General features: G+C 48.9%; 24 protein-coding genes and 1 riboswitch. Of the genes, 22 read left to right on the plus strand and 2 right to left on the minus strand.

Annotation, left to right across the window (positions count from 1 at the left end; translation table 11 throughout):
- Window positions 1–25: 25 nt before the first annotated feature.
- Window positions 26–1,126: a GerAB/ArcD/ProY family transporter gene (locus C0638_RS09480; RefSeq protein WP_058711244.1), complete on the plus strand. Its 1,101-nt coding sequence runs from the start codon at window positions 26–28 to the stop codon at window positions 1,124–1,126.
- A gap of 120 nt (window positions 1,127–1,246) precedes the next feature.
- Here C0638_RS09480 and C0638_RS09485 read toward each other — a convergent pair whose 3' ends face one another.
- On the minus strand, window positions 1,247–1,564 hold the full coding sequence (locus C0638_RS09485) for a YczF family membrane protein (RefSeq protein WP_043921433.1): 318 nt from the start codon (window positions 1,562–1,564) through the stop codon (window positions 1,247–1,249).
- A gap of 188 nt (window positions 1,565–1,752) precedes the next feature.
- On the opposite strand from C0638_RS09485, the gene C0638_RS09490 reads away from it, so the two are divergent.
- The 6 genes from C0638_RS09490 to C0638_RS09515 all read left to right on the plus strand — a co-directional run bounded on the left by C0638_RS09490 (window position 1,753) and on the right by C0638_RS09515 (window position 7,062).
- Window positions 1,753–2,148, plus strand: coding sequence for a Fur family transcriptional regulator (locus C0638_RS09490; protein ID WP_013373543.1), 396 nt, complete (start codon window positions 1,753–1,755; stop codon window positions 2,146–2,148).
- Window positions 2,124–2,963, plus strand: coding sequence for a winged helix-turn-helix domain-containing protein (locus tag C0638_RS09495; protein ID WP_058711245.1), 840 nt, complete (start codon window positions 2,124–2,126; stop codon window positions 2,961–2,963). Before C0638_RS09490 ends, C0638_RS09495 begins: the two co-directional genes overlap by 25 nt.
- Before the next feature lie 144 nt (window positions 2,964–3,107).
- Window positions 3,108–3,521, plus strand: coding sequence for a BlaI/MecI/CopY family transcriptional regulator (locus C0638_RS09500; protein WP_016324858.1), 414 nt, complete (start codon window positions 3,108–3,110; stop codon window positions 3,519–3,521).
- 3 nt (window positions 3,522–3,524) lie between these two features.
- Window positions 3,525–4,385, plus strand: a complete 861-nt coding sequence (locus C0638_RS09505; RefSeq protein WP_013373540.1) for a M56 family metallopeptidase — start codon at window positions 3,525–3,527, stop codon at window positions 4,383–4,385.
- A gap of 122 nt (window positions 4,386–4,507) precedes the next feature.
- On the plus strand, window positions 4,508–4,915 hold the full coding sequence (locus C0638_RS09510; RefSeq protein ID WP_013373539.1) for a DoxX family protein: 408 nt from the start codon (window positions 4,508–4,510) through the stop codon (window positions 4,913–4,915).
- A gap of 158 nt (window positions 4,916–5,073) precedes the next feature.
- Entirely contained in the window at window positions 5,074–7,062 is a 1,989-nt protein-coding gene (locus C0638_RS09515; RefSeq protein ID WP_102163455.1) for a methyl-accepting chemotaxis protein, read from the plus strand.
- A gap of 85 nt (window positions 7,063–7,147) precedes the next feature.
- Here the strand turns inward: C0638_RS09515 and C0638_RS09520 are convergent, their stop codons facing one another.
- Entirely contained in the window at window positions 7,148–8,134 is a 987-nt protein-coding gene (locus tag C0638_RS09520; protein ID WP_058711247.1) for a DMT family transporter, read from the minus strand.
- A gap of 180 nt (window positions 8,135–8,314) precedes the next feature.
- On the opposite strand from C0638_RS09520, the gene C0638_RS09525 reads away from it, so the two are divergent.
- The 15 genes from C0638_RS09525 (at window position 8,315) to cbiE (ending at window position 24,042) form a co-directional block, all read left to right on the plus strand.
- Window positions 8,315–9,172, plus strand: a complete 858-nt coding sequence (locus C0638_RS09525; RefSeq protein ID WP_013373535.1) for a LysR family transcriptional regulator — start codon at window positions 8,315–8,317, stop codon at window positions 9,170–9,172.
- Window positions 9,173–9,241: 69 nt separating this feature from the next.
- Complete coding sequence (locus C0638_RS09530) at window positions 9,242–9,955, plus strand: pirin family protein (RefSeq protein WP_025675828.1); 714 nt, start codon at window positions 9,242–9,244, stop codon at window positions 9,953–9,955.
- Window positions 9,956–9,970: 15 nt separating this feature from the next.
- The gene (locus tag C0638_RS09535) at window positions 9,971–10,309 is read left to right on the plus strand and encodes a hypothetical protein (protein WP_013373533.1); all 339 of its coding nucleotides are present in this window, start codon (window positions 9,971–9,973) and stop codon (window positions 10,307–10,309) included.
- A gap of 180 nt (window positions 10,310–10,489) precedes the next feature.
- Window positions 10,490–12,118 carry a spore germination protein gene (locus tag C0638_RS09540; RefSeq protein ID WP_025675829.1) on the plus strand — a complete coding sequence of 543 codons (1,629 nt, stop codon included), beginning with the start codon at window positions 10,490–10,492 and terminating at the stop codon, window positions 12,116–12,118.
- The gene (locus C0638_RS09545; RefSeq protein ID WP_016324850.1) at window positions 12,118–13,335 is read left to right on the plus strand and encodes a Ger(x)C family spore germination protein; all 1,218 of its coding nucleotides are present in this window, start codon (window positions 12,118–12,120) and stop codon (window positions 13,333–13,335) included. Before C0638_RS09540 ends, C0638_RS09545 begins: the two co-directional genes overlap by 1 nt.
- Window positions 13,328–13,552 carry a hypothetical protein gene (locus C0638_RS09550; protein ID WP_013373530.1) on the plus strand — a complete coding sequence of 75 codons (225 nt, stop codon included), beginning with the start codon at window positions 13,328–13,330 and terminating at the stop codon, window positions 13,550–13,552. Before C0638_RS09545 ends, C0638_RS09550 begins: the two co-directional genes overlap by 8 nt.
- A gap of 43 nt (window positions 13,553–13,595) precedes the next feature.
- Window positions 13,596–14,753, plus strand: a complete 1,158-nt coding sequence (locus C0638_RS09555; protein ID WP_058711248.1) for a GerAB/ArcD/ProY family transporter — start codon at window positions 13,596–13,598, stop codon at window positions 14,751–14,753.
- 101 nt (window positions 14,754–14,854) lie between these two features.
- Window positions 14,855–15,712, plus strand: a complete 858-nt coding sequence (locus C0638_RS09560) for a uroporphyrinogen-III synthase (protein ID WP_058711249.1) — start codon at window positions 14,855–14,857, stop codon at window positions 15,710–15,712.
- Between the two features lie 198 nt (window positions 15,713–15,910).
- The gene (locus tag C0638_RS09565; RefSeq protein ID WP_016324847.1) at window positions 15,911–16,465 is read left to right on the plus strand and encodes an LOG family protein; all 555 of its coding nucleotides are present in this window, start codon (window positions 15,911–15,913) and stop codon (window positions 16,463–16,465) included.
- A gap of 57 nt (window positions 16,466–16,522) precedes the next feature.
- A riboswitch (cobalamin riboswitch) is annotated at window positions 16,523–16,708 on the plus strand.
- Window positions 16,709–17,016: 308 nt separating this feature from the next.
- Entirely contained in the window at window positions 17,017–18,825 is a 1,809-nt protein-coding gene (gene cobJ / locus C0638_RS09575) for a precorrin-3B C(17)-methyltransferase (protein WP_058711250.1), read from the plus strand.
- Window positions 18,826–18,917: 92 nt separating this feature from the next.
- Entirely contained in the window at window positions 18,918–19,988 is a 1,071-nt protein-coding gene (locus C0638_RS09580) for a sirohydrochlorin chelatase (RefSeq protein ID WP_058711251.1), read from the plus strand.
- Window positions 19,985–20,764, plus strand: a complete 780-nt coding sequence (gene cobK / locus C0638_RS09585; RefSeq protein WP_058711252.1) for a precorrin-6A reductase — start codon at window positions 19,985–19,987, stop codon at window positions 20,762–20,764. The genes C0638_RS09580 and cobK overlap by 4 nt, the downstream gene beginning before the upstream one ends.
- A gap of 164 nt (window positions 20,765–20,928) precedes the next feature.
- The gene (locus C0638_RS09590) at window positions 20,929–21,573 is read left to right on the plus strand and encodes a precorrin-8X methylmutase (protein WP_013373522.1); all 645 of its coding nucleotides are present in this window, start codon (window positions 20,929–20,931) and stop codon (window positions 21,571–21,573) included.
- A 74-nt stretch (window positions 21,574–21,647) separates the two neighbouring features.
- Window positions 21,648–22,793, plus strand: coding sequence for a cobalt-precorrin-5B (C(1))-methyltransferase (locus C0638_RS09595; protein ID WP_058711253.1), 1,146 nt, complete (start codon window positions 21,648–21,650; stop codon window positions 22,791–22,793).
- A complete protein-coding gene (gene cbiE / locus C0638_RS09600) occupies window positions 22,786–24,042 on the plus strand; it encodes a precorrin-6y C5,15-methyltransferase (decarboxylating) subunit CbiE (RefSeq protein ID WP_102163457.1) in 1,257 nt (418 codons plus the stop codon). The genes C0638_RS09595 and cbiE overlap by 8 nt, the downstream gene beginning before the upstream one ends.
- The last annotated feature ends 7 nt before the right edge of the window (window positions 24,043–24,049 follow it).

Below are 24,049 nucleotides of genomic sequence, written 5' to 3' on the forward strand. Positions count from 1 at the left end.
GAAAATAGAACAAGGAGGGAAGGCCATGAAAAAAAAGGTACAGATAGGTGCAAAAGAGATGATCTCTCTTATGGTGTTGTTTGAGATGGGCACATCCATGATGTCTATTCCCGGAAGGAATGCGGGCAAGGATGCATGGATCGCCATTCTCATTTCCACGGTTTTGGGGGCAATGCTTTTTGTATGCTATGGCAGCCTTCACCGACGCTTTCCCAACTTGCTAATGACACAGTACTGCAGAACCCTTTTGGGGAAGAGAGCAGGGAGTACGCTTGCTTTTTTATATATCGTGTTTTTTCTTTACGGCGGAGCACGGGATCTTCGGGACACGGGGATCCTGATTGCCGACCGGACACTTCAGCATACGCCGTTGACAGTCATCTGTGGTTTAATGGTTGTACTTGTCATGTATGTGGTGTATTTGGGAATCGAGGTTGCAGGTCGGACGGCCATCATCATGTTGATTTTGCTACTGCTGCTGGGCCTTGCTACGAATATATTAATTTTGTTGGCAGGCATTGTAGATATGGGCAATATATTGCCCATAGCCGAGCATGGCTGGCAGCCGATATGGCAAGTTGTTTATTCGCAAGCCGTGATGCTACCGTACGGCGAGATGGTTACGTTTGCGATGATTCTCCCTACATTAAAAAAGGAATACCGTGCCAATGGGATAGGGATTTCCGCTATATTGCTGGGAGGGCTGCTCCTGTCTATTATTACACTGTCCAATGTGCTTGCACTGGGAGAGGATGTGTTCAAACGGGCGACTTACCCGCTACTCACGATGATCAGTAAGGTCGAAATATCTGATTTTATCGACAGAGTCGATGTCATCGGCGTGATGAGCGTTATTATTTTTGATTTTTTTAAAATTTTGATTTTCTATTATGCCGCGGTTAAAGCCGCAGAGGATGTATTGAGAATACCTTACCATAAACTGATCCTGCCATTTGGTCTGATCATGTTAGTCTCTTGTGTATTGATGGCACTGAACTATCAAGATCACCTTCAAACAGGCGAGTTAGTGCTGAAATGGCTGTTTCCGATATTTGCCGTGTTTTTTCCTATCTTGCTGCTAATCGTGTCGTGGCTGAGAAAGACCTGGAATAAAAAAAGAGGGTAAAATATCTCAAGAGTCATCATCTTGCCGACAAGAAAACATCGGTATCGGTCAAATGCTCATTTTGATGTTCCATTTTATTCTGGGAAATGCGGTCGTAAGGGTGCCTTGTTCTTTCATTCATTATTTGTTTGCGTTATCCCTTGTTTGTTCTTTCTGCTGGCTCTCTTGCGAAGAAGCAGAGGAAGGAGTAGAAACTTTGAGGAAACGTGACCATTGCGAGAACAGGAAGCGAAATGTGTTTCCTATTGGCTTTTTGCCCACATTTATAAAGAACACTATCAGCATTCCTGCCAGAACGACATATTCCGATGGTCGCATCGTGCGAAAAGCCAATGAAATAGGTTCCCAAGGATGACGGGCACCGAAAAGCCATTTTATCGATATACTTGTTCCGAGCATGAGCAGCATGAAAAGCGTGAATATCCACAGTATCTTCATAAACTATCCCTCCGATTGTAAATAGGCTAAGCATGTACTCCATGTATACATTGTGTTGCAAAGCGGCACAATTTATCCGATCTCATTGACTTGAAATAAATTAAGATTTATACTTATTCTAAATTAATTTTTATTGTGATTATAAGTTTATAATAAATATAATCTGCGTTGATTAAGGGAGATGCGGTATGAGAACTCTAAATTTAACTTCGCAGCGCCAAGCGGTATATGATGTGGTTCGTGAGGCCCACGATCATCCTACTGCTGCCGATGTTATGAATCGGCTAATGGAGCGCGGTTATAATCTGGCCTATGGAACGGTCTATAATTCATTACGTTATTTAACGGATAAGGAATTAATCCGTGAGCTGAAACTAGGAGAAGCTGCTAGTCGTTATGACGGTCGAATGGACGATCATCAGCATATTATTTGTCAGGTATGCGGCCGAGTAGATGAAGTGATGAGTGAAGTCCCACACGATTGGATTGATACGGTTGCGCATGAAACGGGATATACCATTGCCCATGCCCATGTCGTATTCGGAGGAGTGTGTAAGGAATGTCAAAGCAAGCGAATCAAGTAACGAATCGTATTAAAGTGGCTGACATGCCTAGACGCGTAAAGGGCAGTTGGACATCGATGTTGTCTGCCCCGTCTACACCTGCGGTGCAGACCGTTCCTTCTAATGAACCTTTGTATTGTCCGACCACACGTCGCATCATTCTGATCAGTTCCGTACCGGGTGTAGTCCATGGTGTGGTGCGTACGTTGTCAGATGCGTGTTTTGACGTGATGGTCTTCCATCGCTGGGAGCCTGAAGTGCAGCGTCATTTGGGGAGCGACCTCTTGATTTACGATTTGACCGCCACCGATCCACGGCGTGAATTGCTGAATATCCGCAATGACCTTGAACATGAATACATGAAAGATACACCAGTTATGTATGTAGTTCAGGATCGGATGTCTGTACGTGCGCATGAGCTGCTTCCTTCGGAAGAGGTGCTGGTATGGCCACTGGCATCCAACCAAATGGTGCATGACATCGAGCGGATGATTGTGCGTCATCCGGTGATTTCCCGCCAGGTAGCGCAGACCAGCCGTCGTACGGTGTTCAAGGACATCTGGATTGATCGTGATAAAATGTTGGTATATAAGGAAGAGAATCCATTGAATCTGACCAAAACGGAATACGATTTGCTGCTGAAGCTGATAGATTCTCAAGGAAAAGTGATCTCGCGCGAGCAAATGATGCATGATATCTGGGAAACTGATTTTGTTGGCGGCAGCAATGTTGTGGATGTGCATGTCAAAAGTTTGCGCAAGAAGCTGGACGATCGACCTGCGGAGCCTGAATATATCGCTACCGTAAGAGGTGTAGGATACAGATTGGCAGACTAAACGGAAGGTTATGAATATCGATGAATTTCCGCCGGATGGAGACCATTCGGCGGTTTTTATATACGAACCTAAAGTTGACACTAGGTGTGACAGTTGACTTTATCAGGATACATACACTACAATCGGTAGTGTGAGGTGCTTCTTATGAAACGACTGAATTTTAAAGCTGGCGAAACCGGACTTAACCGATTTTTTGGGCCTCTGGAAGCCAAAATCATGGATATTTTATGGTCCACTTCGGATCGGAGTATCAAAGAAGTGCAGACCGCATTGGAGGGGGATCGGGACTTTAACTTCAATACGGTAATGACCGTGATGAATCGTTTAGTGGAAAAGGGGATTTTGAGCAAAAGTATACGCGGGAGAACGTCCTTATACCGTCCTGTCTTAAGCAGAGAAGAGTTTATGGATGAGCAATCCAAAGAGCTGAGTCACGAACTGGTGGATGAATTTGGTCCTCTTGCTGTCAATCATATGATTGATGCTCTGGAAGTAGCTGATCCGATTTTGATCGAACGTTTGGAACAAAAAATTAAACAATGGAAAAAGGATATGTAGACGATGTGGAAAACACGTTCTAAATTACTGTTTACAGCAGGCGCCTTGATTTCGGGTTTTGCCCTTATGCAAATGGGGATGTACGCCGGGCAGCATGTTTTCGGCTGGAAATTGAATTTTAACGTGTTTCAAATTTGCAGAAGTTTGTTGCAGCACTACGGAATTGGCTACATGGTGGATGCGCTCAGCGGACTGGTTTTTGTAACCTTCGGTATCGCCGGAGGAGAAGCAGTCAGACAGTGCATGGCTACCAGGGCGGCTTTCCGCAGACTGCACCGAATGCGCGACCTGCCGTTGACCGAAGCACTGGGTGAGCGATATCGTGAACTCGGGACCGATCGGATTTGGGTCATTGATTATGCCAAGCCTGCTGCCTTCACCATGGGGTTATGGAAGCCGCGTATTGTATTGTCCTCTGCACTATTGTCCTTACTGGACAAGCATGAGGAAGAAGCGGTTATATATCATGAAGCATATCATATGAAACATTATGATCCATTGAAGACCTGGTTCCTGCAAATGTGCGCTACACAGCTGTTTTATTTGCCGGTGCTACGTCATATTACCAACCATTACAAGACTGCCCGTGAAATCTTGGCGGATAACGAAGCGATTCATCGAGCCGGCTCACCGGTTGGGATTGGGAGCGCATTGCTTAAGCTTCTGAGTATGACGCCTGCTAACGCCCGTCTGGTAAACTCCGCTGCTTGTTCCTCTTTTGCAGAAACGTCCATTAATTATCGGATCTCACGTATTCTTGACCCTCAGCAAGAGCCGATCATTCAAATGCCTTGGCGTTCGATTATGTTTTCAGGCTATGTACTAATCATGCTGACGCTTATGTTTACACTGGCGTTAATCTAGTTTGGTCAAAAGTTATCTTAAAGGGTGGCGCCTTGTGCGCTGCCGATTCTTGACGTATATTACACTACGCATTGTAGTATAATTACCTAATCTGTACACAACTTAAAAGGAGATGAGTTTACATGAATCAAACGCTTGCGAATATTGGATTGTTATTGGTACGAATTTTTACAGGAGTTATTTTTATCGTTCACGGTGCACAGAAGTTTCAGGGACTAGACGGAACCTCCGGCTTCTTCCAGAGCCTCGGACTTCCTGGCTGGATGGCCCCTGTGGTCGCTACGGTTGAGCTGGTTGGAGGCATTGCACTGGTTCTGGGTATTGGAACACGACTGGCTGGAGCAGCATTGACCATCGTAATGATCGGTGTATTGCTCACTGCTAAAAAAGGACAGCCTTTTGGCTCGATTGAATTTGATCTCCTGATTTTGTTCACCAGTCTTCAGCAAGCCCTTGTCGGTGGACGCTTTCTGGCGGTTGATCAGTTGTTTGGCCGTAAAAAGGCTGAAAATAGTAACGTACAGGTCTAAATATTCATATAACCGCGTCCTTAGTCTCATAGGGCGCGGTTTTTGTTTTGCTCCTTTGTGAAATTTTCTTGTAAATCATTTGCTGCTTTCAACCGATATAACTAACATTGAATGTAATACAAATATATCGCTTTTTAAGCAAAGGGGAAGAAAGATACATGGGAACAAGGCGAAAGAGAAAGACAATTTGGACACTCAGGAACAAGTTAATTTTAGGTTTTTTACTTGTTTTGCTGATTCCGAGTTTAAGTATTTCCATTGCAACCTATAAATCATCATATAATGCTATGGAGAAACGGCTTTACAGCAGTGCAAATCAGGGGGTAACGACAGCTAACTCCGTTATTGAATATGCAATCGCCAGTAAAATTGAAGATGTGGGATATTTGGCGGAACGCCTCGACGGTTCGATGATTGATGGGCCAAACAGTCCCTTGATTCAGCCCAAGCTGATCCAATACATAGGCTTGCACGAAGACGCGAAGGATATTTTCGTGGGAACACCGAAGGGGCTGATGATCCGTGGAGTGCCCAAAAAGGACGAAGGAACATTTGACCCACGCACACGACCATGGTACATCGAAGCGATGAAGCAACCGGGCAAGGTAGTGATCACCCCTGTTATCATCAATTCATCAGGCATTCCTGTAGTCATCGTATCTCGGACGCTTTCCGACCAGTCTGGCGTGATCGGGGTCTCTCTGAATCTGGAAAGTGTACGTAAACTGGCCTCCATTAAAGTGGGCCAGGAGGGGTATATCGTCATTCTGGATCACACGAAGAAATTCGTAGTCCACCCTACGGCTAAAGCGGGTTCATTACCTCAGGATAATTCTCTTGATAGGCTGTACACTGCGCCGAGCGGGAACTTTAACTATATGTATGAAGGTCAGGAAAAATATTTGACCTATGTAACGAATGAGGATACCGGCTGGAAAATTGCGGGTACCTTCTATCGATCCGAGATTAGCGATGCCACCGCTGCCATGCGTTATGTAACCATTATTGTGCTGGCTGCCTCGTTGGTGATTGCGCTTATTGCGATTTTCCTGATTACCCGTTCTGTTCTGGTTCCGATTCGTAAGTTGCAAAAATCAGCAGAACGAATCAGTGAAGGAGATTTGACGGGCGATTTAGAAACGGGAAAAACAGATGAGGTAGGCGAACTATCTGCTCATTTTCAAACCATGGTGGATAGTTTGCGTACGATGATTCGAAGCGTACGCGAAACAACTGATCGGGTAAGTTCTTCAGCGGAGGAGCTGGCTGCGGGTGCAGATCAGACGACCCAAGCCATTGAGCATGTTACTATTGCTATTCAGGAAGTAGCTGTAGGCAGCGAACGTCAGCTGCAAAGCGTCAAGCATGGCTCTGTGAGTATGGAGGGACTGGCTCAGCAAGCAGCGGATGTATCTGAGCGCATGGTGGGTGTATCTGAACATGTGAAGATGAATGCCGAGTCGGCACAGGAAGGCAGCAAGGCTGCTACGCAGGCTGTACAGAAAATGCATGATATCGACGAGACTGTTCATGATCTTGGACACGCTATGGACTCCCTGAGTGAGCGTTCAGGTGAAATCGTGAATATTATCAGTGTTATATCTGGTATCGCCAAACAGACCAATCTGTTGGCACTGAATGCATCCATTGAGGCGGCACGGGCTGGGGACCATGGCAAAGGATTTGCCGTGGTTGCTGCAGAGGTACGCAAGCTGGCTGAAGAATCCGCAAAATCGGCTACCTTGATCTCGGAGCGCATTGAAGCGATGCAGGTGGATATGAACCATGCTTTAGGCGCGATGCAACAAGCACGGGTACGGGTGACGGAAGGTATTGATTCGGTAACCACATCGGAGCATTCCTTTGCGGAAATCAGTCAGGCTGTTGAACGCGCGATGGGGCATATCCATGAAATTACCGGAGTGACTCAGGAAATGGCACGGGGGACTGTAGGTGTCGTGGATATTATGAGCGATATTTCCCATATTTCGGACGAGGCGGCGAGCAACACCGAGTCGATCTCAGCAGCGGCTGAGCAACAGCTTGCTTCCATCGAGGAAATTGCTTCATCCACAGCAGACCTCAGTCAAATGGCAGAGGAACTGCGCGAACTGGTTGGACGTTTCCAGATTGAAGAGAAATCATAAATGGTAAAAAGCGCCCGGATACCGGAGGTTATATTCCGTATCCAGGCGCTTTTTGATGTTTTATTAAACCTTTTGGTTCGCAGGGTTAGAAGTCACCGTTGAACGACTTGCGGCGATTCAGACGGAAACGGGCACCCCGTGAGCTGTTGGACGGACGCAGAGAACTTCTCTGAAACATATTGTTCAGAATCAGTGCGAAAATGACCAGTACAGTCCCATACAGTTCATAACGGCTAATGGTATAGCCTTGGAAATACATAAGTATCAGCGTGGTAATCGGTACAAAATTAATAAATAGAATTCCGTTCAGCGGAGACAGCTTGCGGATTCCGGCATTCCAGCTCAGCAAGGCCGCTAGCCCTGGAAGCAGGATCATAAAGCTCATTTCATATTTGACTGACCATACGTGTTGCCAATCCGGCACTGTAATCCAGTTGAAAGCAGAGGCAAAGGTCACGACTACAAAAGAGACCAGAGTTCCAAGCAGGCAGGTCAAGGTTGAATATCGAAGCGTAGACCACCCTGCAAAATGACTGCCTCCCATGGAATATACGACCCATCCGACGACACCTACGAAAATAAGCAGCAGCGCCAATAGATGTTGTCCGGCAAGCGTGAAAAAGGTCCATTTGCCGTTCGTGATAACCAGTAATGCTCCAGCCAGCGCAATCAACATGCTGATTAATGTATATTTTGGAGGTATTTTACGGGTCATGACCCACACCATCGCAATGGAGATCATCGGCATTAGCACTTCCATAATGGAAGCAACAAGGGTACCTGCTGCCCCCATCGCGTGCTGTCCCTGGAAAACGGCCATATTATAAATGGTAAATCCCATAGTTCCGAAGAACAACAACACCTTGCCCTTGCCCTCAAAGCGAAATGCAGTCCGTCCCTCTTTGAGCCACAATAGCACAATTAATATGAGTGTAACCGATAAATAGCGCAAAAATGAAAAGTACAGTGGATTAATATGCTGTAATGCAATGTGCGAAACCGGAAACATCGCCCCCCAGGACATACTGGCGATCAGGCATAATAAAGATCCGGTCATGATCTGTTTGTTCATGGTGTACAAAAGCTCCTCCTTGCCGGTCTCAGCGGACATATCTTATGGACACATCATAAAGGATAGGAAGCTGTTGGTAAAATGATTGAAAATAAACATTATGATCATTTAAAATGATGATAAGTGACAAGGCGCGTCAATTTTGGTGGCCCTTGCCCTTCACAATAAGGGGGAACAGTAGTGGATCTGAACGATTTAAACATTTTCCAGACGGTGGCTGCACATGGCAGTGTCAGCAAGGCGGCAGCCGAGCTTAGCTACGTCCAGTCTAATGTAACGGCCAGAATCAAGCTACTGGAAAAGGAACTGCAGACACCTTTATTTTATAGACATAAGCGGGGGATGATCCTCAATGCTGAGGGTAAGCGTCTGCTGCAATATACGAAAAGCATTTTATCGCAATTTGAGGAAATGAAGCATGCGTTTCAGAACACCTCCGCACCTTCAGGGGTACTGGAGATTGGTATCGTGGAGACTGTCATTGCCCTTCCGGCCATTTTGCATGCTTACTACAGTAAGTACCCGGATGTCGAATTGTCCCTTAAGGCAGGGGTTACGGAATCACTGGTGCAGGAGGTTGCAGAAATGCGACTGGATGGAGCCTTTGTAACCGGACCGGTCAAGCATCCGCTCATTGAACAGTTTGATGTATTTCAGGAAAAGCTGGTCCTCGTATCTCAAGGAAGTGACTTTTCGGTTGACGATTTTGCAACTCGTCCGCTCCTGGTATATAAAAAAGGCTGCGGATATCGGGGAAGACTGGAAACCTGGCTCAAAATGGAGGGGATTATCCCCAAGCGGATCATGGAGTTTGGGACATTTGAGACGATTATCGGTAGTGTAGCAGCAGGCATTGGAATGACCGTTTTTCCCGAATCCTCGATCAGCGGGCTGGTGGCTCAAGGTCTTGTGTGCGGTCATGCCATCCCAGAGCCTTACAATGAAGTGACAACGGTGTTTATCCGCCGTAAGGAGGCCTTCGTTACCAGTACCTTGCAGTCTTTTATAGATGAAATTACCACTCAGACAGAAGCGTAGCTTTATCGCTTGGGCTCGGGTACAATGAGAGGGATTTGATCTCATTGTTCATCCTGAAGGAGGGCTATTATGTTTACAATATATCCGGCTGCTTCCCGATTCAGCTTCGATAAGGGATGGCTGCGGGGGAGCCACAGCTTTTCATTCGCGGAGTATCAGGATGAGAACAATACAGCGTTTGGTCCTATGCGTGTCTGTAATGACGATGTCATCACACCGGGCCGGGGCTTTGGGGCGCATCCGCACAGCGATATGGAGATTGTCTCCATTGTACTGTATGGGGAACTGCGTCATGAAGACAACCGTGGACATGTGGCAGTGACCCGTTTTGGAGGCATTCAGCGAATGTCAGCGGGCCATGGCATCATTCATACGGAGCACAACGCTTCGCAAACCGAGGATGTCAGTCTGCTGCAATTGTGGTTTAGTCCGCACACGAGAGGATTGCAACCTTCCTATGAGACTACAGCGTTCAATACGGAGCGTCTGCACGGTCAGCTTCTGCCTGTTGTTGCTGGAAAGCGTGTACCAGGCACGGAGGGTGAAATAGCTTCAATCAATCAGGATTTAACGATTTATTTAAGCAAACTTCAGCCCGGGGAACAAGTCGAATTCACACAGGCCGAGGGTCGGCGCGTGTTCTTGTTCGTCATCGAGGGCTCACTGCGTGTGAACGGTGAATATCTTCTGCAAGGGCGCGATTCTGCTCGTATAGAGGAGGAGCCGAAGCTATCACTGAAGGCAGAAGATTCTGTTTTTTATATGCTGATTGATTTGCCCTAAAAGGAGGTGCGCACAATGGCGCAGCAGGAAACATGGCTGATCAAGCATGCTGTCACGGGGCGAAGCTTTGCTGACAGCCGCAAGCAGCGTTTTGATTGTCGTTTGGAATTGGCGGACGGCGTGTTTCGCTTCACACTTCAAGAGTTGCCGCGTGAGGCAGCGGAGGCGATTGTGCGTTTCAGCGAGGAGCTGAACGTATTTCGCTTTGTAACGCCCGCAGACGGTGGACCCGTGGTAAAGCATTGGTATTACGTCACCCCGGAAAGTGTGCAATATCATGCTCAGATCGGTGAGCTTACGTTTGAAGCTGGTTCTGAGATTGAATACCATCCCGAGGAGTATTGGGGAGACTAAATCTTCTTAATCATAAATGTTCGAATGTATAATCGATTTTCGAAGGCTCTGCATCATTGCAGGGTCTTTTTGCTATGTGTTCAAGATGGTGAGTTCATTGGATACATAATCCTTTGCAGGCTGGTACATCCTATATGTCATATTTACCTGATCGGCTTATTCGTAAAGGGGGGACTAACGATGAAGAAAGGGCGCTTTCCCAAGTTGCCAAAGCTACCGTGGAGCCGGAGAGCGATTCCAACCGGTGAGCGCAAAACACGAAATTCTTCTCGTGTGCCTAAAGGGCTGCCGGAGTCTTCATGGCTAGAAGAGCCACTGCGCAGCAGTCTGGAAGACAATAGGGTCGCATTGCGTGATATTTTCAAGGAATGCTCTGATATCGTCTACCGAGAGCTCATGATTTCCCCTGAACGAAAAGGGTTGCTGGCATATTTCGAAGGCACGGTAAAATCAGAAGATTTGCAGGATCATATCCTGCGGCCTGTCATCTTGGGCATGATGCTCAAGGACCCTGAAGTGAACGGCAAATTGGAGCCGCTGGATGAGACTCGTATTTCCATGTCCCAGACCAAAACGATGGATGAATGGAAGCAGGTATCGGCAGCGATACTGGACGGCAATGCCGCTCTGTTCGTAGATGGAACGGCTCGTGCTTATATTTTCAGCGCCAAGGGGGGCGTCCGCCGTGGTGTGGAGGAACCGCAGACCGAGGCTGTTATTCGCGGGCCGCGTGAGGGCTTCACTGAAACACTTCGCGTGAATACGGCACTGCTACGGTTCAAGCTGAAAACCTCCAAGCTCAAGATGCACAGCATGACCCTCGGAACAGAAACCCAAACGAGTGTCGTCCTTACCTATATCGAAGGGATCATAGATCCGAAGCTGGTGGAGGATGTTAAAAAGCGCCTCAGCGATATTAAAATTGATGGTGTTCTGGAGACTGGATATATTGAGGAACTGATCGAAGATCACCCATATTCGCCGTTTCCGCAAATGGAATACACTGAACGTCCGGATACCGTCACCGCGCAATTATTGGAAGGACGTTTTGCCATTTTTGTGGACGGAACCCCTTTTGCCCTGATTGGACCAGTCACGATGTGGCAAATGATGCAAGCGAGCGAGGATTATTACGAGCGCTTCTTCATCAGTAATATGGTGCGCTGGATTCGGTTTCTTTTTCTCATCATGGCTCTCTTTCTGCCAGCATTATATGTAGCGGTGACAACCTATCATCATGACATGCTGCCGACGACGCTCATCTTGAGTATAGCGGCGGCTCGGGAATCCATCCCTTTTCCAGCACTGGTGGAAGCGTTGATGATGGAGATTTCCTTTGAGGCGTTGCGAGAAGCTGGGATTCGTCTCCCCAAAACGGTCGGTCAGGCCGTCAGTATCCTGGGCGCGCTCGTTATTGGGCAGGCCGCAGTACAGGCAGGGATCGTATCGGCGCCAATAGTCATTGTTGTGTCGCTCACAGGTATTGCCTCGTTTACCATACCGCGTTTTAATTTTGCCATTACGGTTCGTCTACTGCGATTTCCAATCATGCTGATGGCTGGTTTATTTGGATTGTTTGGCATCATTATTGCGACAACGCTGATTGCTACGCATCTAACCAAGCTAACATCGTTTGGTGTCCCTTATATGAGTGGATATAGCCCGTACAACCATATGGATCAAAAGGATATTATCGTCCGTGCACCTTGGTGGAAAATGACCAAACGTCCTTCATGGATTGGTAAAGACAACAACAAACGAGCGAAGAAAGAGATGAATGGATCGCCTAAAACCGAGGAGGGATGGTGATGAAGCCCACATCGAATACACAGCAAATGCGTAAAGCAGCTGTACTCTGTTGTCTACTGCTTTGTTCTGTTCTTTTGGGAGGATGTTGGGATCGTCGTGAAGTGAATGATGTGGCCTTTGTGATGGGTACCGGGCTTGATAAGGAAGGCGATCAATACCGGGTAACGATGCAAATTGCTCTGCCCGGACAGCTCGGATCTTCGGGCAGCACAGGAGGAGGGGGAGGTACAAGTGGTACGAAGTCCTATTACCTGGAGTCCAAAACAGGTCCAAGCTTTCGGGGAGCAAGTACTGAGGAACAGCGAGAGGTTTCGCGGACGCTGAATTATTCTCATCGACGGGTGCTGCTGCTCGGGGAGACGCTGGCACGAGAAGGGATTAACAAAATGATGGATGTCATTGCACGTATTCCGCAGAACCGCCTGTCTTCCCTTGTTGTTATCACAAAGGGGTCAGCGATGGAAATGCTTCAGGCAGATGCTCCGATTGAGCAATATCCAGCAGAAATGGTGCGTGAGCTCAACTTTTCCTATATGAAGAACCCTCGTTCCGTTAAATTGCTGATGAATTCCGTCCTGCTGGAAGGCATTGATCCGGTAGTGCCGGTAATGTCTCTGGTGAAGAATGGGCCTGATAGTCTTAAAGACAAGAAGACAAATATTCAGGTCGATGGACTGGCTGTCTTTCGACAAGACAGGTTAACAGGGGTTATTGATAATCACCTCAGCCGGTTTCTACTGTTGGGTATGGAGCAAGCCAAGGAAACAGAAATTTTTATCCCCCCTCCCAAAGGTAGAGGTTACATATCTGTGCATCTCATCGAAAATAAAGTCCATATCAAGCCCTTTATTCGGGGGAACGAAATTCGAATGACTATTCATATGAACTGCAATGGGAATGTGAAGGAAAATGAGACGAGCTTCGATATTTCCAGAGAGGAAAATTTGAAGTGGCTGGAGCAGCAGACGGTCGAGGAAATCAAGAGGGAGCTGGGAGAGGCCGTCAAGGAAATCCAGCAAAAGTATCATTCAGACGTGCTTGGCTTGGGCCGGGCTATAATTACGAATCACCCGGATGAGTGGAAACGGATTAAACCTCAGTGGGAGCAATTGTATCCCAAGGTGGAGGTCACCATAGATCCGGTCGTCCATATTGAGAATATCGGTGCGGTCACCAAACCATTCGGGGTCAAAAAGGAGCAAATCCAGAATGAATAAAGTATTTCTATTACCTTTATTGCTGGCTATGCTCTTCATGTATCTGATTGACCGTAAACGTATTAGCAATGCACCTGCCGTCAATCGCTGGGTCTCCCGCGTACTGTATGTCATTAGCATTGGTATCTGGATTTACGGCACATCGACGAAGAGCACTGTTTATGTGGCTACTTGGCTGACCCGATTTATTGACATGTGGCTCCCCACCGCGTTGTAAATCGTGTAATGGATGCCTGCGGGAAAAAGGAGGATGTACCTGCATGAAACAGTTCACAACCAGACAAATTGTGCTGCTTGGTATATTAATGGAGGTCGGTATTACTCTTATACATGCTCCAGCGCAGGCAGCAGATCACGCGAATCAGCATGCCTACTGGACCTGTGTAATTGCGGCTATTGTGCTATGCTTGCCGATTTGGGCGATGTTGAGACTCAAGCGGCGCTTTCCTGATCAGGATCTGATGCAGGCGATGGTAAGCTCTCACCCTGTGCTGGGGCGTTTACTGCTTGCAATTTACCTTATTTTATTCCTGATCATTTTTGCGCGGGATTTGAGGATTATTACCGATCTGGTGGAGGTGGTGCTTTTGCCGCTGACTCCGATTGTGGTCGTATCTCTTATTGTGCTATTGACTATGGTATTTATGGTTAAAGGTGGAATGAATACACTCATCAATATGACCGAGATTTTTGTCCCGTTGTTGATTGTGACGCTGTTGACTATGCCGCTTTTTTTTGGAGGTAATATGGATTTTTCAATGCTGAGACCCTATTTACATCCGGAGGTAGATGGAGTGATCAAGGGTAGCTGGCGCATGCTCGGATATATGGCCGATATCATGATCGTTCCCTTTGTGATTTCTGGGAAGAGCTATAATGGACGTAGTGCATGGTTTGGGCATTTACTCGGAACCGCTATTCTGATCATGCTGGTGTTGCTGTCGGAGTTAGTGATTGGAGTTCCTATCTTGTCACGACTGTTTTATCCATCGTATGAACTGGTGCGTCAGTTGCAGCTAACGGACTTCCTGGATCGGTTCGACTTGTTCGTGACAGCACTGACCGTACCCACCTTTCTTACGAAGATTGGAGTTGATCTGTACGTTACCAGTTTGGCGGTAAAGCGTATGTTTGCCCATGTCTGGGGGAGTCTGATGGTTTGGCCCGTAGGTTTGTTAGGTTATGTCTGTTCGTTTATGCTGTTCTCCAATATCGTACAAATTTATGATTTTAGCCGGGAATGGACTGCGGTGATGGTCATTTTTTTTGTATTCATGCCCTTCTTGCTGTGGATGTTGCTACGGCCCAAATTTAAAGGGAGTGGCAACGATGATAAGTCCTCATCTGGTAGGGAGAGGGATAGAAGTGATCAGAAAGAAGGCCAGCAGGAAAGCGAAACAGGACACACCCACTTATAAGATTACTATATTTATCGAAAAAGTAATTCTTATTTGTGTTTTGCCTCTCTGATTGTATACTTGGTAGAAAGAAATATGACTTCTACAAGGGAGGCAACAGCATGGCACAACGCATGGCAGGTAAGAGAGTCGCTCTTGCCGGTCCCCGTAAAGCAGAAGAAATGGCACTGCTAGTTATGAAGATGGGGGGCGAGCCAGTAGAGCGTCCGGCCCAGGGGACTGTTTTTCTAGATGATATCGAGCTGCGCAACGCTGTTGTATCATGGGTGAAGAACCCTCCGGACTGGTACATCTTCACGACCGGTATGGGACTGGATGCTCTGTTCGATATGGCGGAGGATATGGGCGTGGCCGAGCAGATTATAGAGCTGCTGCAATCCTCCAACATTGCAGCACGGGGCTACAAGACGGTCAATGGACTCAAAAAGCGTGGCTTTACGCCAGCAGTACGGGACGAGGACGGAAGTTTGATCGGATTGACACGGGCCTTTGCCCCATATGATCTGAAGGGGAAGGAAGTGCTGTTGCAACTGCATGGAGATCCGGCCCCCCGGTTGGTAGAGTGGCTGGATGAGCAGGGCGCAGTGACCCGCCAAGTACTTCCTTATAAGCATATCCCACCTGAAGAAGCAAAATTGCAGGCGTTACTAGATGATGTTATAAACCGTACGATTGATGCCGTTACGTTCACGAGTGGTCCGCAAATCCGATTTTTGGCCCAATATGCCAGAGAGCAAAATCGATTTGAGGATTTACTGGAAGCTTTTCGTGAAGATGTAATTGCTGTATCGGTGGGCAAGGTGACCGCACAATCCATTTTGGAAGAAGGGATTGAACGAATCGTGTATCCAACTGAAGAGCGCATGGGTGCGATGATGGTGGAGCTGGGCAAATATTTTGAACATAGTGATTCGGTGCATGGCTGTGGTCTGAAGAGCGTGAACGGTCATTTGAAATGAGCTAGAAATGATAATGCAGTAAGCTAAAATGAACTTATATTTACTAATACAGCGTAAAATAGAGATAAGGGCCTACGAGGTCTTTATCTTTTTTTGTTGGACATGCATCGACAAAGTTTTTTGTTATAGCGAAAATATTTATCTAATATAATGAATAAGTTTCGATGCATGATATTGAGGACAGGAGCTGAGACGTTTATGAATTCTATTTGTGTATTTGCAGGGTCCAGACCTGGACATTCATCGGTATATGTTGAGGCGGCAGGCAAGCTGGGTGAAGCTATGGCTCGCCAGCATATCCGTCTAATTTATGGTGGCTCCAGCAGGGGGCTGATGGGTAAAGTAGCGGATGAACTGCTGGCGGGTGACGGTCAGGTCACCGGCATTATGCCCACCCTGTTATTCGATGCAGAGATCATTCATCAGGGAGTTACCGAGTTTATTGAGGTAGCAAGCATGCATGAACGTAAAGCGGCGATGAGTGAGATGGCTGATGCGTTTATAGCCCTTCCGGGTGGGTTGGGAACCTTTGAGGAGCTGTTCGAGGTATTGTGCTGGGCGCAAATTGGCATACATCGCAAGCCCATTGGGCTGCTGAATGTGAATGGATATTTTGACCCGTTGATAGAAATGGTACGTCATAGCGTGCAGGAAGGGTTTACCGGAGCTGATCATCCAGCACTACTGAGTATCTCTGCGGACCCGGATGAATTGCTGCATATGCTGAAAAATAAGGCAGAGAACTTGAAATAAAGCTTTTTTCGTGCTTGCACAACTGATTGAGGCAAGGTTATGATAAGACCCATAATCAAATAGCGGACAGACAAGGTGCCTTTGCGGTTGAGCAAAGGGTAACAGGGAATCGGGTGCAAGTCCCGAGCGGTCCCGCCACTGTAAGGAAGAGGATTCTTTTAAATGGTCACTCGTACAAAACGGGGAAGACGAAAGAATCCGTTGATGCCAAGCCAGGAGACCTACCTTGATCTGTATGCACCGTTAACCTTCGCGGAGAGGATGGGTGTACGAAATCAGGAAATCAGGCACACGTTGCTTTTTCCATGTTGGTTAGAGGTTTGCGTGGATATGAACGTGCAGCAGCGTTTGAAGCGTAAACAAAACAGATGGAAAACAACGGCAGATTGGAGGAAGACAAGACTGTCCTCTTACGCTGTTTCGTCTGATGAGAGAGATACGTACATAGGAACCCCATCCGGGCAGGATGGGGTTTTTTCGAGTTACAGGATGCCACAAATTATTGAAATAGATAGTATAGCTGCCCTGAAAAGGATGATAGGAGGAGCACGATGAGCCCATTAGGAAAATTGCTGGTGATTGGATTTGGACCAGGAGATATGGAACATATCACAAAACGTGCGTTGGATGCGCTGGCCGAAAGTGAGGTCATTATCGGCTACAATACCTACGTTGATTTGATCCGTCCGTTGTTGAACGGACAGGAGATTGTACGCACAGGGATGACAGAGGAAGTGAGCCGTGCGCAGGAGGCGGTTCGCCAAGCAGAGATGGGCAAGAAGGTAGCCGTCATTTCCAGTGGAGATGCTGGGGTCTATGGCATGGCAGGTCTGGTGTACGAAGTGCTGATGCAAAAAGGCTGGCGTCGCGAGGACGGGGTTGAGGTGGAGGTTGTGCCGGGGATCTCGGCTATTCAATCCTGTGCTTCGTTGTTGGGAGCGCCAGTTATGCATGATGCTTGCACGATCAGTCTGAGTGACCATCTGACCCCGTGGGAAACAATCGTGAAGCGTGTAGAAGCTGCGGCTTCGGCTGATTTTGTGATTGCATTATACAACCCGCGTAGTGGTCGGCGTACCCGCCAGATTGTGGAGACGCAGTCCATTTTGCTTCGTTACCGTGATCCGCAGACTCCGGTTGGGCTGGTGAAGAGTGCTTATCGTGAACGTCAGCAGGTTATTGTGACGACGCTGGAAGATATGCTGAACCATGATATCGGGATGCTGACGACCGTAATCATCGGCAATTCCTCGACGACAGTGTATGACGGCTTAATCGTGACTCCGCGCGGCTATCAGCGTAAATACACGCTGGACGCGACCGAACAGGTGCTTAAACCGCATCAGCGGCTTCGCACGGAAGCGGAGCCGTGGTCGCTGGGCGCGCAAGAGGATCGCGCGCTAGATGCACCGCAGGGAGGCGGAGCTCTGACTGCGCCTACCGGGCCTTCCGCGAGCGGTGCTGCGGTTGCCACGCAGGCACGCCCGCAAGCGATGGCTGCTGTACAGGTGCCGCCTGCGAAGCAAACCGGGGCGACCCCAGCATCGCTGGCAGCAGAGGCGCTCGGTCGTCTTGCTGTTGGCGGCAAGCTGCCAGGCGAAGCCAACGCTCGCTGGAGCGGGCAAGCGCCTACCGCCCAGAGCGCCGTTGGAACGGCAGCAGGGGCCGGAGCAGGAGCTGCGGCTGCGAAGGCGTCAGGCGGCTTTGGCAAGCCTGCGCTGTTTGAGGTGGGGGTTTCCCCTGGCGTGGGAAACAAGAAGTTCACTGCTCGGCAGATGGCACTGCTCGCCGAGGTAGCGGGTGATGATGGCGAGCTGGAATACACGCCAGATCATCAGATCGTGCTGCGCGTGCCGTGCCTAGACCCTGAGGAACTGGTCGGTCGGCTGCGGGATGAACGATTCATTGTCATGCCGCTCGGCGATGTGTTTAAGGTCAAGGCGTGCGACTTCTGCAATATGGAGAAAGATGACGCTGTGCCTGTGGCTGAGCACCTACAGGTTGTACTCGGCGGATTACAGGCACCCAAGGAAACGAGCATTGCTTTGAACGGATGCGGCATGGCCTGCTATGGAGCGGTGCTGGAGGATATCGGAATTGTCTACCGCAAGGGAGGATATGATCTTTTCCTCGGCGGCAAAAAATTTGGCCGTAATGCTCATGCCGCTCAGCCCGTAGCGGAAGGAATTCCGGGTGATCAGATTACGGACATCGTGGAGAATATTATCGCTGAATACAAGGAAAAAGGGCATCCGAACGAGCGTTTTCATAAGTTTTTCAAACGTGTAGGCATCGTTGCGGGTTTCCGGCATGAAGATGCACCGGCAACAGTAGAAGTGAACGCGGTTTGTGGTGATTAATAGGTTGGTAGGCTTGATGAACCGGATACAAGCATATATATAAAATAGGGCGTATGTAGACTATCCCTATAAATGAGGAGGAACAAACAGCAGTGGATGCAATATTGTTGGTTGGACATGGAAGTCGGGACCCAGAGGGTAATCAGGAACTGCTGGAATTTGCACAGGCGGTGGCAGATCGGGCGCCAGGTACGTGTGTAGAAACCTGTTTCCTAGAGTTGGCACGCCCAAGTATTGCCGAAGGAGTACAGGCGTGTGTGGAGAAAGGGGCGACACGTGTCGTTCTTATTCCGATTATTTTGTTCGCAGCAGTGCACGCCAAAATTGATATCCCGATGGCTATTGATCGGGCAAAGGCAAAATATCCGCAGGTGGAATTTGTATACGGACGCCCGATTGGCGTTCACGAGAAAATCGTTAGCATACTGCTGGACCGCTTGAAAGAAACCCGTCCGGTTGCCGTTCCAGCGGGGATGCATAGCGCGGTGGAGGCATCTGCCGAGGTATCCAACGAAGAAACAGCGGTACTTGTATTAGGACGCGGAAGTAGCGATCCAGATGCGAACAGTGACTTTTTCAAAATCACCCGTATGCTATGGGAGAAGCTTTCTTATACATGGATAGAAAGCAGCTTTATCGGTGTGACGCAGCCTTCCTTTCCCGATGGTCTGGAGCGTTGCGTACGATTGGGTGCCAAAAAGATTATCGTGCTTCCGTATTTTCTGTTCACAGGGGTGCTGATTAAGCGCATCGAAGAAATGACCCAGGAATTTGCTGAGGCTCACCCTGCATTACAAGTGGAAATGGGCGGATATTTTGGCTTCCATCCTCAATTGGTTGAGCTGGTGCTGGAGCGAGCTAATGAAGGCTTGTTCGGTAAGGTTACGGCTAATTGTGATAACTGCCAGTTCCGTCTGGAAGCGCAGGAGCATCACCATCATCACCACGACCATGACCACGACCACCATCACCACCATGATCACGATCACGACCATCATCACGATCATGATCACCATGCACATGAGCATGATCATCATCACGAGCACCATACACATAACCACGCTCACGATCATGTCCATGCTCACAGCCATAATGACCATGATCACGATCATTCACATACGCCGTCTGTAGTGAACGTAACCGGGCAGGTGAATGGCTCATGATTTTCATGCTGTGTGGAACGAGCGATGCACGGGAATTGGCGCTGCAAATTCGTGACATTGGCTTTAATGTATTGACTTCGGTCGTAACCGAAAGCGCGGCGGCCAGCTTGTCCGAAGCAGGACTGGACGTGCGTACAGGCCGAATGACAGCCGACGAAATGGGTGCAATGATTCGGGAGAAGGGGATAAAGGCTGTTGTTGATGCCAGTCATCCTTTTGCAGAGGAAGCACATGCGAATGCGATGGCAGCCGCTCGCGAGTCGGGGGTTCCTTATATCCGCTACGAGCGGACGGGACTAGTGTATGACAATCATCCGTTGCTCCATATCGTTCCTTCCTATGAAGAAGCGGCATTAGAAGCGAAGCAACTCAAAGGCTCTGTCATGCTTACGACGGGCAGTAAGACGCTTGGCACGTTCACCAAGCATTTACTCGGAGATCCGGAGATTCGTCTGGTTGCACGTATGCTGCCGCGTCTGGACAATATGGAGAAATGTGGCGAACTGGGGATGGAGCAAAAAAATATTATTGCTATGCAGGGACCCTTTTCCCGTGAGCTGAACGAAGCATTGTACAAGCACTTTGGTACGACCGTGATGGTCACCAAGGAAAGCGGACGCACAGGAGCAGTGGATGAGAAGGTTCAATCTGCTCTGGACCTGGGTATCCACGTCATTTTAATTTCCAGACCGGAAGTGGAATTTGGAACGGTATTTGATCATTTCGACGGAGTAATTGATGCACTGCGCACAGCAACTGGGAAGATTTCAATTTGAGTTGAGTCAAGTTCCTACAGGTTCAGTTAATCCAGAACGACGGCTGGCATGTATCTAAAATATAGTCATCTTAAAATACGTGTTTTAATAGAAATATCTGTTATTTCAATACACGAGCAGTTATTTTTCCTAAACTAATTTTCCATAAGGGAGTGGTCGATACCATGGACTTTAAAACAGATTTTAAACCGCTAACGGTACAGCCGCAGGAGATTGAGGGTAAAAGCTTCGCGATGATCACAGAGGAATTGGGAGAGCATCCATTTACAGCAGAGCAATATCCTGTTGTACAGCGTGTCATTCATGCATCTGCTGATTTTGAGTTGGGCCGCAGCATGGTATTTCATCCGAAAGCCATTGAAGCCGGAATTGCAGCTATTCGCGCAGGGCAGCCGGTGGTGGCAGATGTGCAGATGATTCAGGCGGGGCTGAGCAAGGATCGCATCCGTCAATTTGGCGGGGATGTTCATGTGTACATATCTGACCCGGACGTGATGGAAGAAGCCAAAAGGCTGAACACGACGCGCGCCATTATTTCCATGCGCAAAGCGATTCAGGCGGGCGAAGGTGGAATCTATGCGATTGGCAATGCGCCTACAGCGTTGCTGGAGCTGATTCGTTTGGTGAAAGAAGGAGCGGCTAAGCCCGGACTGGTAATTGGTATGCCCGTAGGTTTTGTATCGGCGGCAGAATCCAAGGATGAGCTGCGCAAGCTGGATATTCCGTTCATTACGAATATTGGACGCAAGGGCGGAAGTACGATTGTCGTAGCGGCATTGAATGCGATCTCCTTAATGGCTGTCCGCTAGATGCGGTTGTCCGTTTGCTGTATCATGAAATGAATTAGAGCATGATCAGCAGAAGAGGTTAAGGAGGAATTGGCATGGAAAAGGAAGCGGCGTCCGCCGACAGGCCCAAACGGATGAAAAGTGGTGAAGCTCCCACGCCGGACAAGCCGATGCGGTCAGGCTTTACGACGGGGGCTTGTGCGGCTGCAGTAGCCAAAGGAGCGGTACAACTGCTCATTACGGGCATTCCGCCGAAGGAAGCGGTGATATCGCTGCCCGCGGGCTTCGATCATGCGTTTGAGCTGATCGAGCCTGTGTTGGATGCGGACGAAGCTTCCTGCACGACGATCAAGGACGGTGGCGATGACCCGGATGCCACGCATCAGGCGAGAATTAGCGCCTCTGTTAGCTGGCGGGAGGAGCCGGGTATTGAGCTGGACGGCGGCGTCGGAGTAGGGCGGGTAACGAAGCCAGGTCTGCCTGTGCCTGTCGGGGAAGCAGCGATCAATCCAGTGCCGCGCCGGATGATTACGGAAGCCGTATCTGGCGTGCTTGAGGAGCACGGATCGGCCAAAGGTGTCCGTGTCGTTATCAGTGTGCCGGACGGTGAAGAAATCGCCAAGAAAACGCTGAACGGACGGCTTGGCATTCTTGGCGGTATTTCCATACTAGGTACACGCGGTGTGGTTGTTCCGTTTTCCACGTCTGCTTATAAAGCCAGCGTGGTGCAGGCTATATCGGTTGCACAAGCGATGAACTGCGGGGAAATTGTCCTGACCACAGGCGGCAGCAGTGAAAAATATGCAATGCAAATGTATGATCAGCTGACGGAAGAAGCCTTTATTCAGATGGGTGACTTTGTCGGCTTTGCAGTCAAGCATGGTAAACGATTAGGAATGAAAAAAATTATTCTCGTCGGTATGCCTGGCAAGCTGTCGAAGATTGCTCAGGGCGTCATGATGGTTCACTCCAAGAGCGCTCCGGTGGATTTTGGATTTTTAGCCGAGGTTGCGCGTGAGGCAGGTGTGGACGAGTCGCTTGCAACGGCAGTAGCTGAGGCGAATACAGCTACGCAGGTAGCGGATATGATGACCGAAGCGAATGCGCTGAGCTTTTTTGAAAAGTTATGTACCTATGGGTGTCAGCATTGCCTGGAGCATGCAGGTGGTGGAATCACCGTAGAAATGGTACTGGTAACGATGAAAGGGAACGTGCTGGGGAGGGCGAGAGTCGGTGAGTAGAGTGATTCGTGTCATTGGTATCGGTGAAAATGGAGCGGCAGGTCTGTCGCAGGAGACGCTGGAACAAATTGAGCGTGCCGACCTGCTGGTTGGTGGTGAGCGCCAGCTAGCCTTTTTTGAGGCAGCCGCAGGAGAAAAACGAACATTAAAGAGCGGCTTATCCACCGTGGTGGAAGAATTGGGACGGTTGCGTGAGCACAAGGATATTGTCGTGCTTGCGTCAGGAGATCCGCTTTTTTTTGGCATTGCAGGCTATTTGTCTGCCAAGCTGGGGGCTGAGCACCTGGATATTTTACCTCATCTCAGCTCGGTTCAACTGGCGTTTGCGCGTCTTGGTGAAAGCTGGCAGGATGCGGTGTTGGAAAGTGTACACGGCCGTCCGATGACCGGACTAGCGCAGCGGATCGACGGGCAGAACAAGATCGCGCTGCTGACGGACGACCGCAATCATCCCGCCGCGGTTGCCGCTTATCTGTTGCATTTTGGCATGACGGAATATGATGCCTTTGTCGGCGAGCATTTGGGAGGACCAGATGAGACGTATCGTCATTATACGCTGAAGGAGATGTCGCAGGGAACCTTCCAACCCCTGAACGTGGTTGTTTTGCGCCGCCGTAAGGGGGAAGACGTACCAGCGATTCGCCGGGGATTTGGCTTCGAGGATGCGGAATTTCACCAGCGCAAGCCGGAAAAAGGATTGATCACGAAGCGTGAAGTGCGCGTATTCAGCTTGTCCGAGCTGCGACTGACCGAGCGAAGCATCGTATGGGACATCGGCGCAGGCTCAGGTTCTGTAGCTGTGGAATGTGCCCGGCTGGCCAAGTACGGGCAGGTATTCGCCATTGAAAAGAACGAAGGCGATTTGGCTAATGTGGAAGCGAACAAGATCAAGTTCCGTACTGATTTTCCAGTGATCCATGCCAAAGCACCAGCCGGGTTGGACGAGCTGCCAGACCCGGATGCCGTGTTTATTGGCGGGAGCGGTGGAGAACTGGCAGAACTGATTCGTCTGTGTGCTTCGCGTCTGCGTAAGGATGGACGAATTGTAGTGAATGCTGCAACCATTGAGACGCTGCATGACGGTATGAAGGCGATGCAAGCAGCAGGACTCGAAACCTCGGTGACGTTACTGCAAACAGCACGTAGCAAGCCGATTTTGAATATGACCCGTTTTGACGGACTCAATCCGATATATGTCATTACAGGGCAGCCGTCGGTGGACGTGGCTGACGGAGCAACAGGGGAGTAAGCTGGTA

It is taken from the genome of Paenibacillus sp. lzh-N1 (genome assembly GCF_002872435.1).
Taxonomy (GTDB): Bacteria; Bacillota; Bacilli; order Paenibacillales; family Paenibacillaceae; genus Paenibacillus; species Paenibacillus polymyxa_C.

Excerpts from the sequence above, each read along its gene's own strand:
- C0638_RS09545 (WP_016324850.1), top strand. The coding sequence starts at position 12,118 with ATGAAGCCCACATCGAATACACAGCAAATGCGTAAAGCAGCTGTACTC.
- C0638_RS09565 (WP_016324847.1), top strand. The coding sequence starts at position 15,911 with ATGAATTCTATTTGTGTATTTGCAGGGTCCAGACCTGGACATTCATCG.
- C0638_RS09505 (WP_013373540.1), top strand. The coding sequence starts at position 3,525 with ATGTGGAAAACACGTTCTAAATTACTGTTTACAGCAGGCGCCTTGATT.
- C0638_RS09485 (WP_043921433.1), bottom strand. The coding sequence starts at position 1,564 with ATGAAGATACTGTGGATATTCACGCTTTTCATGCTGCTCATGCTCGGA.
- C0638_RS09480 (WP_058711244.1), top strand. The coding sequence starts at position 26 with ATGAAAAAAAAGGTACAGATAGGTGCAAAAGAGATGATCTCTCTTATG.
- C0638_RS09560 (WP_058711249.1), top strand. The coding sequence starts at position 14,855 with ATGGCACAACGCATGGCAGGTAAGAGAGTCGCTCTTGCCGGTCCCCGT.
- C0638_RS09495 (WP_058711245.1), top strand. The coding sequence starts at position 2,124 with ATGTCAAAGCAAGCGAATCAAGTAACGAATCGTATTAAAGTGGCTGAC.
- C0638_RS09590 (WP_013373522.1), top strand. The coding sequence starts at position 20,929 with ATGGACTTTAAAACAGATTTTAAACCGCTAACGGTACAGCCGCAGGAG.
- C0638_RS09555 (WP_058711248.1), top strand. The coding sequence starts at position 13,596 with ATGAAACAGTTCACAACCAGACAAATTGTGCTGCTTGGTATATTAATG.
- C0638_RS09540 (WP_025675829.1), top strand. The coding sequence starts at position 10,490 with ATGAAGAAAGGGCGCTTTCCCAAGTTGCCAAAGCTACCGTGGAGCCGG.
- cobK (WP_058711252.1), top strand. The coding sequence starts at position 19,985 with ATGATTTTCATGCTGTGTGGAACGAGCGATGCACGGGAATTGGCGCTG.
- C0638_RS09510 (WP_013373539.1), top strand. The coding sequence starts at position 4,508 with ATGAATCAAACGCTTGCGAATATTGGATTGTTATTGGTACGAATTTTT.
- C0638_RS09535 (WP_013373533.1), top strand. The coding sequence starts at position 9,971 with ATGGCGCAGCAGGAAACATGGCTGATCAAGCATGCTGTCACGGGGCGA.
- C0638_RS09490 (WP_013373543.1), top strand. The coding sequence starts at position 1,753 with ATGAGAACTCTAAATTTAACTTCGCAGCGCCAAGCGGTATATGATGTG.
- C0638_RS09500 (WP_016324858.1), top strand. The coding sequence starts at position 3,108 with ATGAAACGACTGAATTTTAAAGCTGGCGAAACCGGACTTAACCGATTT.
- C0638_RS09515 (WP_102163455.1), top strand. The coding sequence starts at position 5,074 with ATGGGAACAAGGCGAAAGAGAAAGACAATTTGGACACTCAGGAACAAG.
- C0638_RS09520 (WP_058711247.1), bottom strand. The coding sequence starts at position 8,134 with ATGAACAAACAGATCATGACCGGATCTTTATTATGCCTGATCGCCAGT.
- cobJ (WP_058711250.1), top strand. The coding sequence starts at position 17,017 with ATGAGCCCATTAGGAAAATTGCTGGTGATTGGATTTGGACCAGGAGAT.
- C0638_RS09550 (WP_013373530.1), top strand. The coding sequence starts at position 13,328 with ATGAATAAAGTATTTCTATTACCTTTATTGCTGGCTATGCTCTTCATG.
- C0638_RS09595 (WP_058711253.1), top strand. The coding sequence starts at position 21,648 with ATGGAAAAGGAAGCGGCGTCCGCCGACAGGCCCAAACGGATGAAAAGT.
- C0638_RS09530 (WP_025675828.1), top strand. The coding sequence starts at position 9,242 with ATGTTTACAATATATCCGGCTGCTTCCCGATTCAGCTTCGATAAGGGA.